At 70.9% G+C, this 16900-nt stretch carries 13 protein-coding genes and 1 riboswitch; of the genes, 9 read left to right on the top strand and 4 right to left on the bottom strand.

What is annotated here, in order from left to right:
- Positions 1-79: 79 nt before the first annotated feature.
- Positions 80-967 carry a LysR family transcriptional regulator gene (locus ABID77_RS14045; RefSeq protein WP_429596814.1) on the bottom strand — a complete coding sequence of 296 codons (888 nt, stop codon included), beginning with the start codon at positions 965-967 and terminating at the stop codon, positions 80-82.
- 129 nt (positions 968-1096) lie between these two features.
- Here ABID77_RS14045 and ABID77_RS14050 point away from each other — a divergent pair, with 129 nt between their 5' ends.
- The 3 genes from ABID77_RS14050 (at position 1097) to metH (ending at position 6818) form a co-directional block, all read left to right on the top strand.
- On the top strand, positions 1097-1531 hold the full coding sequence (locus ABID77_RS14050; RefSeq protein WP_429596817.1) for a PACE efflux transporter: 435 nt from the start codon (positions 1097-1099) through the stop codon (positions 1529-1531).
- A gap of 50 nt (positions 1532-1581) precedes the next feature.
- The gene (dinG, locus tag ABID77_RS14055) at positions 1582-3867 is read left to right on the top strand and encodes an ATP-dependent DNA helicase DinG (protein WP_429596820.1); all 2286 of its coding nucleotides are present in this window, start codon (positions 1582-1584) and stop codon (positions 3865-3867) included.
- A gap of 49 nt (positions 3868-3916) precedes the next feature.
- Positions 3917-3995, top strand: a riboswitch (S-adenosyl-L-homocysteine riboswitch).
- 108 nt (positions 3996-4103) lie between these two features.
- Positions 4104-6818 (top strand): methionine synthase, encoded by a 2715-nt coding sequence (metH, locus tag ABID77_RS14060; RefSeq protein WP_429597329.1) that lies wholly within the window; start codon positions 4104-4106, stop codon positions 6816-6818.
- A gap of 25 nt (positions 6819-6843) precedes the next feature.
- On the opposite strand, the gene ABID77_RS14065 is transcribed toward metH, so the two are convergent.
- Positions 6844-7737 carry a gamma-glutamyl-gamma-aminobutyrate hydrolase family protein gene (locus ABID77_RS14065; RefSeq protein WP_429596823.1) on the bottom strand — a complete coding sequence of 298 codons (894 nt, stop codon included), beginning with the start codon at positions 7735-7737 and terminating at the stop codon, positions 6844-6846.
- Between the two features lie 486 nt (positions 7738-8223).
- On the opposite strand from ABID77_RS14065, the gene ABID77_RS14070 reads away from it, so the two are divergent.
- From ABID77_RS14070 to ABID77_RS14085, 4 genes are read left to right on the top strand one after another with little or no spacing between them, the layout of a single operon-like run.
- Positions 8224-8490, top strand: a complete 267-nt coding sequence (locus ABID77_RS14070) for a hypothetical protein (RefSeq protein WP_429596826.1) — start codon at positions 8224-8226, stop codon at positions 8488-8490.
- 59 nt (positions 8491-8549) lie between these two features.
- Positions 8550-8819: a translation initiation factor IF-1 gene (infA, locus tag ABID77_RS14075; RefSeq protein WP_429596829.1), complete on the top strand. Its 270-nt coding sequence runs from the start codon at positions 8550-8552 to the stop codon at positions 8817-8819.
- Between the two features lie 19 nt (positions 8820-8838).
- The gene (gene dbpA, locus ABID77_RS14080) at positions 8839-10248 is read left to right on the top strand and encodes an ATP-dependent RNA helicase DbpA (RefSeq protein WP_429596832.1); all 1410 of its coding nucleotides are present in this window, start codon (positions 8839-8841) and stop codon (positions 10246-10248) included.
- 37 nt (positions 10249-10285) lie between these two features.
- Positions 10286-10456, top strand: coding sequence for a hypothetical protein (locus ABID77_RS14085; protein WP_429596835.1), 171 nt, complete (start codon positions 10286-10288; stop codon positions 10454-10456).
- A 143-nt stretch (positions 10457-10599) separates the two neighbouring features.
- Here the strand turns inward: ABID77_RS14085 and ABID77_RS14090 are convergent, their stop codons facing one another.
- Positions 10600-11925 (bottom strand): Nramp family divalent metal transporter, encoded by a 1326-nt coding sequence (locus ABID77_RS14090; protein WP_429596838.1) that lies wholly within the window; start codon positions 11923-11925, stop codon positions 10600-10602.
- A 143-nt stretch (positions 11926-12068) separates the two neighbouring features.
- Between ABID77_RS14090 and ABID77_RS14095 the strand changes: the two genes are divergently transcribed.
- Positions 12069-14510 carry a catalase gene (locus ABID77_RS14095; protein ID WP_429596840.1) on the top strand — a complete coding sequence of 814 codons (2442 nt, stop codon included), beginning with the start codon at positions 12069-12071 and terminating at the stop codon, positions 14508-14510.
- A gap of 179 nt (positions 14511-14689) precedes the next feature.
- On the top strand, positions 14690-15490 hold the full coding sequence (locus tag ABID77_RS14100; RefSeq protein WP_429596844.1) for a transglutaminase-like domain-containing protein: 801 nt from the start codon (positions 14690-14692) through the stop codon (positions 15488-15490).
- A 32-nt stretch (positions 15491-15522) separates the two neighbouring features.
- Here ABID77_RS14100 and ABID77_RS14105 read toward each other — a convergent pair whose 3' ends face one another.
- Positions 15523-16830 (bottom strand): YihY/virulence factor BrkB family protein, encoded by a 1308-nt coding sequence (locus ABID77_RS14105; protein ID WP_429596847.1) that lies wholly within the window; start codon positions 16828-16830, stop codon positions 15523-15525.
- Positions 16831-16900: the final 70 nt, after the last annotated feature.

Here is a 16900-nt window from a genome sequence, read left to right on the forward strand (position 1 = left end):
ACGGCGGTGGCGGCCCCGGCCGCCGGGCGCGTCGCGATGCGCCTCGCGCGGCCGTCGCCGGTGCGGCGTGCGAGGTCGTTCAATCCTTCCGCCGCGCGATCAACGCCACGAAGCGCTGCGCGCCCAGCCCCAGCGGCCGCTCGCGCGACCACACCACGTCGACCCACAGGTCGAGCCCGTTGCTGAGGTTCTCGAACGGGATCTCCACCAGCGCGCCGGCGGCGACGTGCGGCTGGGCGAACGCGCGCGGCAGCCAGCCCCAGCCGAGCCCGGCGGTGATCAGGCTCAGCGCCGCCAGCGCGTTGTCGGTGCGCCAGACGTGGCGCGCGAAGACGAAGCGCGGGTCGCTGATCGCGAGGTCGCGCCCGGCCACGACGATCTGGCGCGTGGTGCGCAGGTGCTCCTCGCGCAGGCGCCCGCCGGCGGCGGCGAGCACCGGATGGCCGGGCGCCATCACGGCCACCAGCAGGTCGCTGGCCACCTCCTGGAAATCCTCGCGGCCGTCCAGGCTCGGGCGTTCGAAGACCAGCGCCAGCTGCGCGCGCCCGGCGTGCAGCAGCGCCAGCGCGTCGCCCTGCGGCGCCGCCAGCACTTCCACCTCCAGCAGCGGATGCTCCTGCGCCAGGGCGGCCAGCGCGACGCTCCACGGCGCGGCCAGCAGTTCGGGCGCGATGGCCAGCGTCAGGCGGTGCTCGAGCCCCTGCGTGAGCGACAGCGCCTGCACCTGCAGTTGCCTGAGCTGCGCGGCGAGCAGTCGCGCCTGCGGTTCGAGCGAGCGCGCGGCGGCGGTCGGCTTCGGCTCGCGGCCGGCGCGGTCGAACAGCACCAGGTCTAGCTCGGCCTCCAGCCCGGCGATGGTCATGCTGACGGCCGAGGGCACGCGGCGCAACGCACGCGCGGCCGCCGAAAAAGAACCGTGGTCCAGCACGGCCAGGAAGACCTGCACGTTGTCGCTCGAAAACGCCATGGGAAAGGTTCCTCGTCGATCGCCGTGGCGGATCGACCTGTCTGAAAAACTGAAAGAAGCCGACTTTTTATATCAGCGCGTCGCACATAGAGTCATGGCTCGTCCATGACATCCCAGGAGAAGAGCACCATGCAAGGCATCAAGCGCCGCGTCGTCTACATCACGCTGTACGAAGGCATCGCCATCGTCGTGGCCAGCTTCGGCCTGGCGGCGATGTCGGGGCAGGGCGTGGGCCACGCCGGTCCGCTGGCGGTGCTGGCCTCGGCCATCGCGGTGGTCTGGAACCTGGTGTTCAACGCCCTGTTCGAGCGCTGGGAGCGCCGCCAGGCGGTGCGCGGGCGCGGCCTGGGGCGGCGCATCGCGCACGCCATTGGCTTCGAGGGCGGACTGATCGCCTTCCTGGTGCCGGCCATCGCCTGGTGGCTCGACATCAGCCTGTGGCAGGCCCTGCTGATGGACCTGGGGCTGGTGGTGTTCTTCCTGGTCTACACCTTCGTCTTCAACTGGGTGTTCGACGCCGTCTTCGGATTGCCGGCGTCGGCCGGCGCCGCGCAGCCGGCCTGACCGGACGCCGCACGGCCGGTCCGGCGGGCCGGCCGTGCAAGACTCGACGCATGTCCTCGCCGTCCGTTCCGCCGTCCGCCTCCGTTCCTCCCGTGTCCTCCACCGCCGATGCCCTGGCCGCGACCGCCTTGGCGGCCTTCGACCACGCGGTGCGCGCCGGCGCCGGCCTGCGCGGGCGCGAGGGCCAGCGGCGCATGGCGGAGAAGGTGGCGGCCACGCTGGCGCGGGCCACGCTCGGCAAGCTCGACGAGCCGGAACTCGACGCCGACGGCGGCGCGGCCGGTGCCGCCGCGCCGGACCCGGTGCGCGCCATCGCGGTGATCCAGGCCGGCACCGGCGTGGGCAAGTCGCTGGCGTACTGCGCGCCGGCCATCGCGCTGGCGCTGGCGCGCAACACGCGCGTCGTCGTCTCCACGGCCACCGTGGCGCTGCAGGAGCAGCTGGTGGCCAAGGACCTGCCGGCGCTGGCTGCGCTGATGCCGCAGCCGTTCCGCTTCGCGTTGGCCAAGGGGCGCGGGCGCTACGTGTGCCAGCTCAAGCTGTCGCGCCTGGCCGGCGAGGTCGTGCCGGCGCATGGCGACGAGGACGACGCCATCGACCCCACCGCCGACCTGTTCGCCGACGACGAGCCCACCGCCCGCGCGCCCCGGCCGCAGCACGAGATCGCCGCGCGCCTGCAGTTCTACGGCGGCATCGCGCGGGCGCTGGCCAGCGGCGCCTGGGACGGCGACCGCGACGCGCTGGACACGCCGCCGGCGCCCGAGGTGTGGTCGGCCATGGCCGCCGACGCGGCGTCCTGCACCGGGCAGCACTGTCCGGCGTTCAACGGCTGCGCCTACTACGAGCGGCGCAAGACGCTGGTCGGCGCGCAGGTCATCGTGGTCAACCACGACCTGCTGCTGTCGTCGCTGGGCAACCGGCTGCTGCCCGAGCTGGACAACTGCCTGCTGGTGCTCGACGAGGCGCACCACCTGCCGGCGACGGCGCTGGCGCAGTTTGCCTGCCGCATGGACCTGGGCCACCACGGCTGGATCGAGCGGCTGGCGCAGCGCGCCGTCGCCGTCGGCGTGCGGCTGGAGGTCATGGATGTGGCCGACATCCCCGGCCACGCGGCGCAGGTGCGCCAGGCGATGCAGCAGGTCGAGCGCCTGGTGATGGACCTCTATGGCGAGACCCTGCGCGCGACCGCCGGCAGCGGGCGCGGCCCGGGTTGCGCCCGCGTGCCGCGCGGCGAGCTGCCCGAGGCGCTGTGCGAGCCGCTCGAACGCGTCGCGCGCCACGCCGACGGCTTCATCGAATGCCTGCGCGCCATCGCCCGCGCCCTGCGCGCCGAGCTGCGCGACAACCCCGGCCAGGCGCGCGCGCTGTCGTCGATGTACGCGCAGCTCGGCGCGCTCGCGCCCCGGCTGGAGCAGATGCTCGACACCGCCCGGCTGCTGCTGCGCGAGACCGCCGCCGACGCCGTGCCGGCGGCCAAGTGGTTCACCCTCGAGGTCGAGGGCGAGCGGTCGATCCTGCAGGCCCACGCCAGCCCGCTGCTGCCCGGCGCCACCCTGCGCCACCACCTGTGGGGCCGGGTGCGCGGCGCGGTGCTGACCTCGGCCACGCTCACGAGCTGCGGCCAGTTCGACTTCTTCCTGCGCGAGTCGGGCCTGCAGGGCGACGACGCGGCCAGCACGCTGGAGGTCGCCAGCCCCTTCGACTACGCCGCGCAGGGCCGCCTCGTCGCCGTCGAGACCCGGGCCGATCCGCGCGACGCCGTCGCCTACGTCGCCGAGATGGCGCAGGCCCTGGCGCGCGACCTGGCCACGGTGCGCCACGGCGCGCTGGTGCTGTTCACCTCGCGCGACCAGTTGCGCCAGGCGGTCGAGGCGCTCACGCCCGTCCTGCGCCCGCGCGTGCTGACGCAGACGGCGCTGCCGCGCCAGGTGCTGCTGGCCACGCACCGCCAGCGCGTGGCCGACGGGCAGCCCTCGATCATCTTCGGCATGCAGTCCTTCGGCGAGGGGCTGGACCTGCCGGGACGGCTGTGCGAGTCGGTCTTCATCGCCAAGCTGCCCTTCGCGCCGCCGGACGACCCGGTGGGCGAGGCGCGCGCCGAGTGGCTGCGCGCCGTCGGACGCGATCCGTTCTCCGAGCTGGTGGTGCCCGCCACCGCGATCCGGCTGGCGCAATGGGTCGGCCGCGCGATCCGCAGCGAGGACGACCGCGCGAGCGTCTACTGCTACGACCGGCGGCTCGTTCGCACGGCCTACGGACAGCGGCTGCTCGCCGGCCTGCCGCCGTTCGCGCGCACGACCGTGGCCGCCGAGTCCCGCGCCGCGCTCGCGCCCTAGCCGGAGCGCCCGGCCGCGCGCGGCCCGGGCGATGCGCCTAAAATCGCCTCTCCCCGAGGAGCGTTGCAGCGGCCGGCTTGCGCCCCGCCAGGCTCGGGCCGCCTTTTTTGCAACGACGCTCGCCTGAACCTCCGTCCGCGAACCAGGTGAGCCCCATGTCGTCGTCCTCCGCCCCCGTCCCCGCCACTTCCCCTTCTTCCTCGCCCGCTCCCGCCGCCGGGCCGGACGTCCCGGCCATGAAGCTCTCGGGCCTGGAGCCGGTGCAGATCGGCGCGGGCACGCTGTTCGTCAACATTGGCGAGCGCACCAACGTCACCGGCTCCAAGGCCTTCGCGCGGATGATCCTCAACGGCCAGTTCGAGGAGGCCCTGGCCGTGGCGCGCCAGCAGGTGGAGAACGGCGCGCAGGTGATCGACATCAACATGGACGAGGCCATGCTCGACAGCAAGGCCGCGATGGTGCGCTTCCTCAACCTGATCGCCTCCGAGCCCGACATCGCGCGCGTGCCGATCATGGTGGACAGCTCGAAGTGGGAGGTCATCGAGGCCGGCCTGCGCTGCATCCAGGGCAAGGGCATCGTCAACTCGATCAGCATGAAGGAGGGCGAGGACGCCTTCCGCCACCAGGCGCGCCTGCTGCGCCGCTACGGCGCGGCGGCGGTGGTGATGGCCTTCGACGAGACCGGCCAGGCCGACACCTACGCGCGCAAGGTCGAGATCTGCCAGCGCGCCTACCGCATCCTGGTCGACGAGATCGGCTTCCCGCCCGAGGACATCATCTTCGACCCCAACATCTTCGCGGTGGCCACCGGCATCGAGGAGCACAACAACTACGCGGTCGACTTCATCGAGGCGACGCGCTGGATCAAGCAGAACCTGCCGGGCGCCAAGGTGTCGGGCGGCGTCTCCAACGTGAGCTTCAGCTTCCGCGGCAACGACCCGGTGCGCGAGGCCATCCACACCGTGTTCCTGTATCACGCGATCCAGGCCGGCATGGACATGGGCATCGTCAACGCCGGCATGGTGGGGGTCTACGACGACCTGGAGCCGACATTGCGCGAGCGCGTGGAGGACGTGGTGCTCAACCGCCGACCCGACGCCGGCGAGCGCCTGGTCGAGGTCGCCGAGACCGCCAAGAGCGGCGCCAAGGACGAGAGCAAGCGCAACGACTGGCGCGGCACGCCCGAGGCCCCCGTGAGCGTGGGCGACCGGCTCGCCCACGCGCTGGTCCACGGCATCACCGAATTCATCGTCGAGGACACCGAGGAGGCCTACCGCGCCATCCTGGCCGGCGGCGGACGCCCGCTGCATGTCATCGAGGGTCCGCTCATGGACGGCATGAACGTGGTGGGCGACCTGTTCGGCGCCGGCAAGATGTTCCTGCCGCAGGTGGTGAAGTCGGCCCGCGTCATGAAGCAGGCCGTGGCGCACCTGCTGCCCTACATCGAGGAGGAGAAGCTGCGCGACGAGGCCGCCGGGCGCGACGTGCGCACCAAGGGCAAGATCGTCATCGCCACCGTCAAGGGCGACGTCCACGACATCGGCAAGAACATCGTCACGGTGGTCCTGCAATGCAACAACTTCGAGGTCGTGAACATGGGCGTGATGGTCCCGTGCCACGAGATCCTGGCGCGCGCCAAGGTCGAGGGCGCGGACATCGTCGGCCTCTCCGGCCTCATCACGCCGAGCCTGGAGGAGATGCAGTACGTGGCCGGCGAGATGCAGCGCGACGACCATTTCCGCGTCAGGAAGATCCCGCTGATGATCGGCGGCGCCACCACCAGCCGCGTGCACACGGCGGTCAAGATCGCGCCGCACTACGAAGGCCCCGTGGTCTACGTGCCCGACGCCTCTCGCAGCGTGAGCGTGGCGCAGTCGCTGCTCTCCGACCAGGCCGCGAAGTACATCGACGAGCTCAACGTCGACTACGACAAGGTGCGCCAGCAGCACGCCAACAAGAAGCAGGTGACGCTGTGGCCGCTGGCCAGGGCGCGCGCCAACAAAACGCCCATCGACTGGAACACCTACGTGCCGCCGGTGCCCAAGTTCATCGGTCGGCGCGTGTTCCGCAACTTCGACCTTACCGAGCTGGCGAAGTACATCGACTGGGGTCCGTTCTTCCAGACCTGGGACCTCGCCGGGCCGTTCCCGGCCATCCTGAAGGACGAGGTGGTCGGCACCGAGGCCGTGCGCGTCTACGCCGACGGCCAGCGCATGTTGAAGCGCCTGATCGAGGGCCGATGGCTCAGCGCCAGCGGCATCGTCGGCTTCTGGCCCGCCAACACCGTGGGCGACGACGACATCGCGCTCTACACCGACGAGACGCGCGGCGAGGTCGCCATGACCTGGTACGGCATGCGCCAGCAGACCGAGAAGCAGGCGATCGAGGGCGTGATGCGCCCGAGCCGCTGCCTGGCCGACTTCGTCGCGCCCGCGTCGAGCGGTCTGAAGGACTACGTGGGCATGTTCGCCGTCACGGCCGGCCTGGGCGTGGAAAAGAAGGAGAAGTACTTCGTCGACGACCTCGACGACTACTCGGCCATCATGCTCAAGGCGCTGGCCGACCGCCTGGCCGAGGCCTTCGCCGAGGCCCTGCACCACCGCGTGCGCACCGACCTCTGGGGCTACGCCGCCGGCGAAGGCCTGAGCAACGAGGAGATGATCGCGGAGAAGTACCGCGGCATCCGCCCGGCGCCGGGCTACCCGGCCTGCCCGGACCACAGCGTCAAGCGCGCGATGTTCGACGTCATGCAGTGCGCCGACATCGGCATGACCCTGACCGAGAGCCTGGCCATGACGCCGGCGGCCAGCGTCAGCGGCTTCTTCCTGGCGCACCCCGACGCGACCTACTTCAACGTCGGCAAGATCGGCCACGACCAGCTCGCCGACCAGGCCGCGCGCCGCCATCGGCCCGAATCGGAGCTGGAGCGCCTGCTGGCGCCGAACCTGTAAGGGCGGGGCGGGGCGCCGCCGGGACTCAGCGCCGCCGCAGCAGCAGCGCCTGGCGCAGCATGCGCGCGGCGCGGTCGCGGATCTTGCCGGGCATGCCGCGATGCGGCCGCGCGGGCTGCACCTGGGCGCCGCGGCAGGCGGCGAGGAAGTCGTCGAGGATCGCGGTGTCGTCCACCGTGCTGACGGTGCTGCCCTGGCGATGGAATTCCGGATGCCACTGCGTCGCGGCGATGTAGCCGCCGCCCGCGCGCCCGGCGACGCGGCGGATCGCCTCGGGCACGCGGTCGGGGTAGCTCCAGGCCTCGACCTCGAAGCCCGGCGCCAGGTCCTTGATGCCCTGGTGATGGATGCTGTTGACGCGCGCGTGCGCCACGCCGGGGTACATCCGCGACAGCCGGGTGCCCTCGACCAGCTCGATGTCGTGGAAGTTCTGGTCGTAGCTCACCGGGTCGCGATGGCGCAGTGCGTTGGGGTGCTGGGTCTCGATGTCCTGGAACAGCGTGCCGCCGAAGGCCACGTTGATCAGCTGCAGCCCCCGGCAGACGCCGAAGATCGGCTTGCCGGCCTGCTCGAAGGCCTCCACCAGCGCCAGGTCGTAGAGGTCGCGGATGCGGTCGCCGACCCAGGCCTCGCGCAGCGGCACCTCGCCGTAGCTGCCGGGCCAGACGTCGGCGCCGCCGTGCATCACCACGCCGTCGAGCCATTCGGCGTAGTGCGACAGCTTGGTGTCGCCGCGCGCCGTCGCGCCGGTGGGGCAGGGCACCATCACGACCATCGCCCCGGCGGACATCAGCCAGTGCGCGATCGACTGCTCGACGTACTGCAGGGTCTTGTTGGTGAACAGCGGACGCGACGGGTCGGCGTGCTGGAAACAGGCGGAGAGGCCGATCTTGAGGCGGCCGGCGACGGTCTGTGGCATGGTGGGACGACCCGCCGGGCGGGCGCGAGGACAGCGAGGAAATCCATTGTGACGAGGTCGGGCCGGGCGCGGGTCGGACGGCATCCCCAATGTCTCCCGAGCGCGACAGCCGGGTCCCGGCGGTCTCCCGCATCGATTGACGGGATCGATGCGACCGGCACGATGGCTCGGTAAAAGCTATAATCCCGGGTTCGTTTCGATATCACGACGAAGCATTTCGTCTTTCTTGCTGGTCGGTCCGGCGATCCCGTCACCAGGGTCACCGGGCACCCTCTCTTTCAAGCCAGCCGCACAGTGTGTTGGAGCGCCACGGTCCTTGCGGATCCGGCGCCCATGTTTGCCACCACTGCCTTCGTTCCTGTTGAAGCGAACCGCGCGCTCGCAAAGCGCCGCGGCCGGCCCGTACCGACGCCCATCACGGCCGCCCGCGTCCCGTTCTCAACTGTATTTCAGCGCATTCGCGGCGTCGCGGTGCGCAAGGCTTTCATGGACATCATTCAACACAGCGTGGCGATGGGCAAGTACCTCGTCTCGCCCCTGATCAAGCACCTCGACGACGGCCGTTTCGCCGCCTCGGTCTCGATCCGTTCCGGCCGCGGCAGCGGCATGCACGACCGCGTGATGCGCTTCACGCCGCGCTTCGCCAGCCATTCGGCCGCCCTGCGCTATGCCGTCGACGAAGGACTGGGCTGGGTGCGCGAACGCACCGGCTCGCGCGTTGTATCGGCACTGCCGGCCTCCTGCGCCGCCTGAGCGCGACGCCCGCACAACCGTTCCCGTCATCACCGCCAACACACACACAGAGGTAATTCATGGCCAAGGAAGAACTCATCGAAATGAACGGCGCAGTGACCGAAGTCCTGCCCGACTCGCGCTACCGCGTCACGCTCGACAACGGGCACCAGCTGATCGCCTACAGCGGCGGCAAGATGCGCAAGCACCACATCCGCATCCTGGCCGGCGACAAGGTGTCGCTGGAGCTGTCGCCCTACGACCTGACCAAGGGCCGCATCACGTTCCGCCACCTGGAGCGCCGTGGCCCGCCGCCGGTCAATTCCGGCAACAACTCGCAGCGTCGCTGATCCACCGGTGACATCGCCCGTGACAGGTTCCGCCGCCGACGCCGCGGCGGGGTTCGGCACGCTGCCGCTCGCGCCGCAGACGCTCGCCAACCTCGCGCAGCTCGGCTATGCGCGGATGACGCCGATCCAGGCCGCCAGCCTGCCGGTGGCGCTGCTGGGCCACGACCTGATCGCGCAGGCCAAGACCGGCAGCGGCAAGACCGCCGCCTTCGCGCTGGCCCTGCTGGCCAACCTCAACCCGCGCCGCTTCGCCGTCCAGGCGATGGTGCTGTGCCCGACGCGCGAGCTGGCCGACCAGGTCACGACCGAGATCCGCCGCCTGGCGCGCGCGGAGGAGAACGTGAAGGTCGTGACGCTGTGCGGCGGCGTCGCCCTGCGCGGCCAGACCGCCAGCCTGGAGCACGGCGCGCACATCGTGGTGGGCACGCCCGGGCGGATCATGGACCACCTCGAGCGCGGCAGCCTCGACCTGCAGGCGCTCAACACGCTGGTGCTCGACGAGGCCGACCGCATGCTCGACATGGGCTTCCTCGAGGACATCCGGACCGTCGTGCGCCAGTGCCCGCCGCAGCGCCAGACCCTGCTGTTCTCGGCCACGTACCCCGAAGGCATCGCCGAGATCGCCGACCGTTTCATGAAGGCGCCCCGGCGCATCACGGTCGCGTCCCAGCACGAGGAAGGCCGCATCGTCCAGCACTGGTACGAGGTCCGCAACGACGAGCGGCTGCACGCCGTGTCGCTGCTGCTCGACCACTTCCGCCCGCAGAGCACCCTGGCGTTCTGCAACACCAAGCAGCAGTGCCGCGACCTCGTCGCCGTGCTCCAGGCGCAGGGCTTCAGCGCCATGGCGCTGTTCGGCGAACTGGAGCAGCGCGAGCGCGACCAGGTGCTGGTGCAGTTCGCCAACCGCAGCTGCTCCGTGCTGGTGGCCACCGACGTCGCCGCGCGCGGCCTGGACATCGCCCAGCTCGAGGCCGTGATCAACGTCGACGTCACGCCCGACGCCGAGGTCCACGTCCACCGCATCGGCCGCACCGGCCGGGCCGGCGCCGAGGGCCTGGCGCTCAACCTGGCGAGCATGGACGAGATGGGCTTCGTCGGGAAGATCGAGCAGCTCCAGGGCCGCGAATCGGCCTGGCGGCCGCTGTCGGACCTCACGCCCGGCGTCGGCGAGCCGTTGCGCCCGCCCATGTCCACGCTGCAGATCGTCGGCGGCCGCAAGGAGAAGATCCGCGCCGGCGACGTGCTGGGCGCGCTGACCGGCGAGGCCGGCTTCACCCGCGAGCAGGTCGGCAAGATCAACGTCAACGAGTTCTCCACCTACGTGGCGGTCGACCGGCGCATCGCGCGCGAGGCCGCCCACAGGCTGTCCACCGGCCGCGTCAAGGGCAAGTCCGTCAAGGTGCGGCTGCTCGACGATGTGGCCTAATCACGCCCTTCGCACATTTCCACAGCAGAGTCTCAAGATGCCCCAAAAGATCCGTACCGAAGCCGACCGCATGGCCACCCCGCGTCCTACGCCCGTCGCCGGCTACAACATCCCCAAGAGCGGTGGCGGCCAGAAGGTCAGCCTGGAGCGCGGCACCGCCACGCGCAGCAAGAAGAACCCCGGCAAGCGTCCCAAGAAGGGCGGCTGAAGCCCGCGGCGCCGCCTCTTTGGCGGCACCCGGCACCCCGTCGGCGACGACGAGAAAGCGCTCCACGGAGCGCTTTTTTCATGAGCGTGCTGCATGGCCATCGGTGCCTTCCCGCGCGCCGGTCATCCCGGCGGAGAGGCCGTTCAACCATTGCCGCCCAGCACGGTCCCCACCAGCCACACGTTGGCCACGGCGATCACGCCGAACAGGGCCCAGGCGGCGACTTTCATGGCGCGGCCGTTGGCGAACTCGCCCATCAGCGCGCGGTCGCTCGACAGCCGCACCAGCGGCCAGATCGCGAAGGGCAGCTGGAAGCTCAGCACCACCTGGCTGAGCACCAGCATGCGGCCGATGGCGTCGTCGCCGAACCACCAGACCCCCGCGAACGCCGGCACCAGCGCCAGGCCGCGCGTGATCAGGCGGCGCTGCCAGCACGGGATCTTCAGGTCGAGGAAGCCCTCCATCACGATCTGGCCGGCGATGGTGCCGGTGAAGGTCGAGCTCTGCCCCGAGGCCAGCAGCGCGATGCCGAACAGCGCGGCGGCGAAGGCGCTGCCCACCAGCGGCTCGATGAGGTGGTAGGCGTCCTCGATGCTCGTGACCTCGCGGTGGCCGCTGGCGTTGAAGGCGCTGGCCGCCAGCACCATGATCGCGGCGTTGACCAGCAGCGCCAGCGACAGCGAGACGATCGCGTCCCAGGTGCAGAAGCGGATCGCCTCGCGCCGCGCGGCGTCGGTCGGCGCCACCAGCCGGGTCTGCACGATCGACGAGTGCAGGTAGAGGTTGTGCGGCATCACCGTGGCACCCACGATGCCGATGGCCAGGTAGAGCGCCCCGGGCTGCTGCAGCCGCTCCAGGCTGGGCGCGAAGCCCATCGCGACGCCGAACCAGTTGGGCTGCGCCATCGCCAGCTCGACGGCGAAGCAGCCGGCGATGGTCGCCACCAGCGCCAGGACGATCGCCTCCACGCGCCGGAAGCCCGCGCCCTGCAGGCCCAGCACCAGGATCGTGTCGAAGGCCGTGATGGCGATGCCGGTGGTGACCGAGACGCCGAAGAGCAGGTGCAATGCCAGCGCGCTGCCCAGCACCTCGGCCAGGTCGCAGGCGACGATGGCGAGCTCGGCGCCCAGCCACAGGAAGCGGTTGACCGCGGGCGAGTAGCGCTCCCGGCACAGCCGCGCCAGGTCCTTCTGCGCCACCAGGCCCAGGCGCACGCACAGGGTCTGCAGCAGCATCGCCGCCAGGCTCGCGAGCAGCACGACGAACAGCAGCCCGTAGCCGAAGCGCGAGCCGGCCTCGATGTCGGTGGCCCAGTTGCCCGGGTCCATGTAGCCCACCGACACCAGCAGGCCGGGGCCGGCGTAGCGCCAGAGCTTGCGGTGGAAGGGGAGGGCGGGATCGACGGCGACGCTGCCCTTGACTTCGGAGGGACAGAACGGCGCCGTGGCGGTGCGCGGCAGGAACGACATGCGGCGGATGATAGGTGTCCGGATGTGTCGGACCGATGCGCAAGCCGCTCGCGGGGATCGTCGCAACGTCCTACATGGCGACGCCGGGGAGCTCCTTAGCTTGTCGTGAAACCCCGTCCCACGACACATTCGAAAGCTCCTTCATGGCTCCCTCCAGCAAGGCGTCCGCGCCTTCCTCCGTTCCCGCCTCGGTCGCGACCGCCGCCCAGGCCGCGGCCCGCAACACCGACAGCGGCCCGGCCCATCCCGCACCGCCCGGCGCCGCCGCCGGCGACCTGCCGGCCCAAAAGGCCGCCGACACGCAGGCGCTCGCCGCCGCCATGCCCGCCAACACCAACAAGGCGCTCGAGCACGGCCTGGACAACGCCGTCGCCGCGCCCCAGGGCCTGACCGCCACGCCGCCCTCGCGCCTGCCCACCGGCAGCACGCTGTCGGAGAGCAACGCGTCGGCCAAGGTCGGCACCGTCGCCACCGAAGGCGTCAACGCCACCATCGGCACGCTCGACCGCGTGCGCGTCGATTCGTCCGGCCAGGCGCTGACGACCAACCAGGGCGTGAAGATCGCCGACAACCAGAACTCGCTCAAGGCCGGCCTGCGCGGCCCGGCGCTGCTGGAAGACTTCATCCTGCGCGAGAAGATCACCCACTTCGACCACGAGCGCATCCCCGAGCGCATCGTGCACGCCCGCGGATCGGGCGCGCACGGCTACTTCGAGGCCTACGAGTCGCTGGCCAAGTACACCAAGGCGTCGCTGTTCGCCGAGGCCGGCAAGATCACGCCGGTGTTCGTGCGCTTCTCGACCGTCGCCGGCGAGCGCGGCTCCAAGGACACGGCGCGCGACGTGCGCGGCTTCGCCGTCAAGTTCTACACCGACGAAGGCAACTGGGATCTGGTGGGCAACAACATGCCGGTGTTCTTCATCCAGGACGCCATCAAGTTCCCCGACCTGATCCACGCCGTCAAGCCCGAGCCGCACCACGGCATGCCGCAGGCGGCCTCGGCGCACGACACCTTCTGGGACTTCGCCTCGCTGATGCCCGAATCGACCCACATGCTGATGTGGCAGATGAGCGACCGCGCGCTGCCGCGCAGCTACCGGATGATGCAGGGCTTCGGCGTGCACACCTTCCGGCTGGTCAACGCCGAGGGCGAATCGGTGTTCGTGAAGTTCCACTGGCAGCCCAAGCTCGGCACGCACTCGCTGGTGTGGGACGAGGCGGTGAAGATCTCCGGCGCCGATCCGGACTTCCACCGCCGCGACCTGTGGGAAGCCATTGACGGCGGCGAGTACCCCGAGTGGGAACTGGGTCTGCAGATCTTCACCGAGGAAGAGGCCGAGGGCTTCAGCTTCGACGTGCTGGACTCGACCAAGGTGATTCCGGAGGAACTGGTGCCGGTGCAGATCGTCGGGCGCATGGTGCTCAACCGCAACCCGGACAACTTCTTCGCCGAGACCGAGCAGGTCGCCTTCTGCACGGCGCACATCGTGCCGGGCCTGGACTTCACCAACGACCCGCTGCTGGCCGGCCGCATCCACTCCTACGTGGACACGCAGATCAGCCGCCTGGGCGGGCCGAACTTCCACGAGCTGCCGATCAACGCCCCGATCGCGCCGGTGCACAACAACCAGCGCGACGGCATGCACCGCCAGGCCATCCCGCGCGGCCGCGTCTCCTACGAACCCAACTCGCTCGCCGGCGGCTCGCCGTTCCAGGCCGGCGCGACCCAGGGCTTCCAGAGCGTCGCCCGGCGCATCGACCGTGCCGAGTCGAGCGACAAGGTGCGCGGCAAGCCCGAGAAGTTCGCCGACCACTACACGCAGGCCACGCTGTTCTTCGAAAGCCAGACACCGGTCGAGCAGGCGCACATCGCCGCGGCCTTCCGTTTCGAGCTGTCGAAGGTGGCGGTGCCGGCGATCCGCCAGCGCGTGATCGCCAGCCTGGTCAACGCCTCGCCGGCCCTGGCCGCCGAAGTGGCCGAGGGCCTGGGCATCGAGGTGCCCGCGGCCCTGCCGAAGGCGCTGGAGACCCCCGCCACGCCCGAGGTCGAGCAGTCGCCCGCGCTGTCGCTGCTGGCACGTCCCGGCGACGGCGGCATCCGCACGCGCAAGATCGCCATCCTGGTGGCGCACGGGATCGACGGCGCCTCCGCCGTGGCGGTCCACAAGGCCCTGTTCGACGCCGGTGCCGTGCCGCGCTTCGTCGCGCCGCGCCTGGGCACCGTGAAGACGGCCGACGGCACGCCGATCGAGGCCGACGCCACGATGGAGAACAGCCCGGGCTTCCTGTTCGACGCCCTGGTGCTGCCCGACGGCGCCGCCGGTGTCGAACTGCTGGCCGCCGACGGCCACACGGGCGAGTTCGTGAAGGACCAGTACCGCCACTGCAAGACCCTGTTCGCGCTGGGCGCGTCGCAGGCCCTGCTGACGGACGCGGGCATTCCGCTGACGCTGCCCGACGGCACGGACGACCTGGGCCTGATCCTGGCCGACGCGACGGACGTCGATGCGGCGACGGCCGCGTTCATCGCCGCCGTCGGTCAACCGCGCCACGCCGCGCGCGAGACCGATCCGCCGCTGGTATAAGGCCCGCATCGGTGTCCGGCGCCCAGGCGCCGCGGACCTTACGTCGATCGATCGAAGACGCCGTCCCCCGGGACGGCGTCTTTTTTCGTGCGTGCCGTCCGATCGACAGGTGTCGCACGGGCTTGGCACACTTGTTGAATGCCTCTCCATCCACCCGTCTTCTTTCTCCAGGATTCCCCATGAAGCTCAAAGCCAACTGCACCATGACCGTGAAAGCCGGCGCCGACTGCCCGGTGGTCGCCATGCTCCGCCCGCGCAGCGGACTGGCGCAATGGATGATCAGCGAGCGCTACGAGCTCGAACCCTGGGTGCGCACGGTCGAGTACGTCGACAGCTACGGCAACCTCGGCCAGCGCTTCGTGATCCCGCAGGGCGAGATGCGCATCGAGGTCGAGATGGTGATGGAGACCGAGGACGACATCCGCGTCACGCCCGGCGCGCCGCGCACCCTGGTGGAGGACCTGCCCGACGACGCGTTGCTCTACCTGCTGCAGAGCCGCTACTGCCCGTCCGACAAGATGGAGGCCAAGGCGATGGAGATCGTGGGCGACGCCACGCCGGGCTACGACCAGGTCGAGGCCATCCGCGCCTGGATCCACGACAACCTCGACTACCGCTACGGCGTGAGCAACGGCACCACCGATGCGCTCGACTCGCTGGCCCACGGCGCGGGCGTCTGCCGCGATTTCTCGCACATCGGCGTGGCGCTGACGCGGGCGCTGAAGATCCCGGCGCGCATGGTGGTGGGCTATCTCCACAAGCTCGATCCGATGGACATGCACGCCTGGTTCGAGGCCTTCGTCGACGGGCGCTGGTACACCTTCGACGCCACCCAGTCCGAGCCGCGCGGCGGCCGCATCGTGGTGGCCTACGGGCGCGACGCGGCCGACGTGGCCTTCGTCTCCAACTACGGGCCGCTGGAGATGGGCGAGATGAAGGTGACGGTCGATCTGATCGAGCCGTCGCAGACGGGCGACTGAGGCGGTCGGCCGCGGCGCGGCGCTGGCGCCGCTCAGCGCCGCTGGCGCTTGAGCCTGGCGACGGCCTTGTGGCCCTGGCGCGCCGTCCGGCGCTGGCGTTTCTCCCAGTGCGTCGCCACCGTGGCCGCGAAGGTCGCCACGCCCAGCAGGATCACCTGGCGCGCGAGGCCGGCGGTGGCCGCGTGCAGGCGGGCCTCGACCTCGCGCTGCGCCTCGACGGTGCGGCGCACGGCGTCGGCGTCGCTCGACAGGCGGGAGGTGCCGACGCCGCCGGCGCCAGGGCCGGCCGATGCCGCGCCGTCGCCGGCGGCCGTCACGGCCAGCGCCGAGCGTGCCGTCTCGTGCGGCGCCGCGCCCGGCACCACGGCGTCGGTGCCAGCCTCCTTGACCGCCGCGACGGCCTGGGTGGCGGCGGCGGCCTTGACGCCCGCGACCGAGCCGTGCTCGTTGGCGTAGACCTTGGTGAACTCCGCTCCCAGCAGGAAGATCTGCGCCGCGTAGTACACCCACGCCAGCAGCACCACCAGCGAGCCGGCGGCGGCGAAGGACTCGTTGACGCCGCTCTTGCCGATGTAGAGCCCGATCAGCGTCTTGCCGATCTCGAACAGCACCGCCGTGACGATGGCGCCGATCCAGACGTCGTGCCACTCGATCTTGGCCGTCGGCATGAGCTTGAAGATCATCGCGAACAGCACCGTGGTGATGCTGATGGACACCGCGATGTTGAGTCCCATGAGCAGCAGCTCCCAGCCCGGCAGCAGCCCGCCGGCCCAGCTGCCGAAGGCCGCCACGCTCGCGCTGACCAGCAGCGACACCATCAGCAGGAAGGCCAGCCCCAGGATCAGGCCGAAGGACAGCACCCGTGCGCGCAGCAGGCCCCAGACGCCGCTGGGCTTCTCGCGCTCGGGCACGTGCCAGATGCGGTCGAGCGAGCTCTGCAGCTCGCCGAACACGGTGGTGGCGCCGACGATCAGCACCGCGATGCTGATGAGGCCGGCGATCAGGCCCTTGGCGGGTTCGTCGGCGCTCTTGATGAGGCCCTGGACCGCGATGGCGCCCTCGCGCCCGATCAGGCCCTGGAGCTGCGTCACGATCTCGCCCTGCACCGCCTCGCGCCCGAAGATCGCGCCGGCCACCGCGATGACGATCACCAGCAGCGGCGCCAGCGAGAACATCGTGTAGTAGGAGATGGCCGCCCCCATGCTCGGGGCGAGGTCGTCGATCCAGGCCATGACGGCCTTGCGCGCCAGATCGAAGAAGTACCTGAGCTTCGAGCCCTTGGCGGCCGCGGACGACGCGCCGGGTCGCGCGGGCGCGGGAACGGATGGGGCGGATGACATGACGGAAAACTCCCTGGTATGGCGGCGTGCAGTCCCGACCCTAGAAGCCTGCGCGCCGACAGGACGCCGG

The organism is Variovorax sp. PvP013 (assembly GCF_050435945.1).
Classification (GTDB): Bacteria; Pseudomonadota; Gammaproteobacteria; order Burkholderiales; family Burkholderiaceae_C; genus Variovorax.

What these genes read in the sequence shown, in the direction of transcription:
- ABID77_RS14105 (WP_429596847.1), bottom strand. Translation starts at nt 16,830, where the DNA reads ATGTCATCCGCCCCATCCGTTCCCGCGCCCGCGCGACCCGGCGCGTCG.
- ABID77_RS14100 (WP_429596844.1), top strand. Translation starts at nt 14,690, where the DNA reads ATGAAGCTCAAAGCCAACTGCACCATGACCGTGAAAGCCGGCGCCGAC.
- dinG (WP_429596820.1), top strand. Translation starts at nt 1,582, where the DNA reads ATGTCCTCGCCGTCCGTTCCGCCGTCCGCCTCCGTTCCTCCCGTGTCC.
- ABID77_RS14045 (WP_429596814.1), bottom strand. Translation starts at nt 967, where the DNA reads ATGGCGTTTTCGAGCGACAACGTGCAGGTCTTCCTGGCCGTGCTGGAC.
- ABID77_RS14085 (WP_429596835.1), top strand. Translation starts at nt 10,286, where the DNA reads ATGCCCCAAAAGATCCGTACCGAAGCCGACCGCATGGCCACCCCGCGT.
- infA (WP_429596829.1), top strand. Translation starts at nt 8,550, where the DNA reads ATGGCCAAGGAAGAACTCATCGAAATGAACGGCGCAGTGACCGAAGTC.
- ABID77_RS14095 (WP_429596840.1), top strand. Translation starts at nt 12,069, where the DNA reads ATGGCTCCCTCCAGCAAGGCGTCCGCGCCTTCCTCCGTTCCCGCCTCG.
- ABID77_RS14065 (WP_429596823.1), bottom strand. Translation starts at nt 7,737, where the DNA reads ATGCCACAGACCGTCGCCGGCCGCCTCAAGATCGGCCTCTCCGCCTGT.
- ABID77_RS14070 (WP_429596826.1), top strand. Translation starts at nt 8,224, where the DNA reads ATGGACATCATTCAACACAGCGTGGCGATGGGCAAGTACCTCGTCTCG.
- ABID77_RS14090 (WP_429596838.1), bottom strand. Translation starts at nt 11,925, where the DNA reads ATGTCGTTCCTGCCGCGCACCGCCACGGCGCCGTTCTGTCCCTCCGAA.
- ABID77_RS14050 (WP_429596817.1), top strand. Translation starts at nt 1,097, where the DNA reads ATGCAAGGCATCAAGCGCCGCGTCGTCTACATCACGCTGTACGAAGGC.
- metH (WP_429597329.1), top strand. Translation starts at nt 4,104, where the DNA reads ATGAAGCTCTCGGGCCTGGAGCCGGTGCAGATCGGCGCGGGCACGCTG.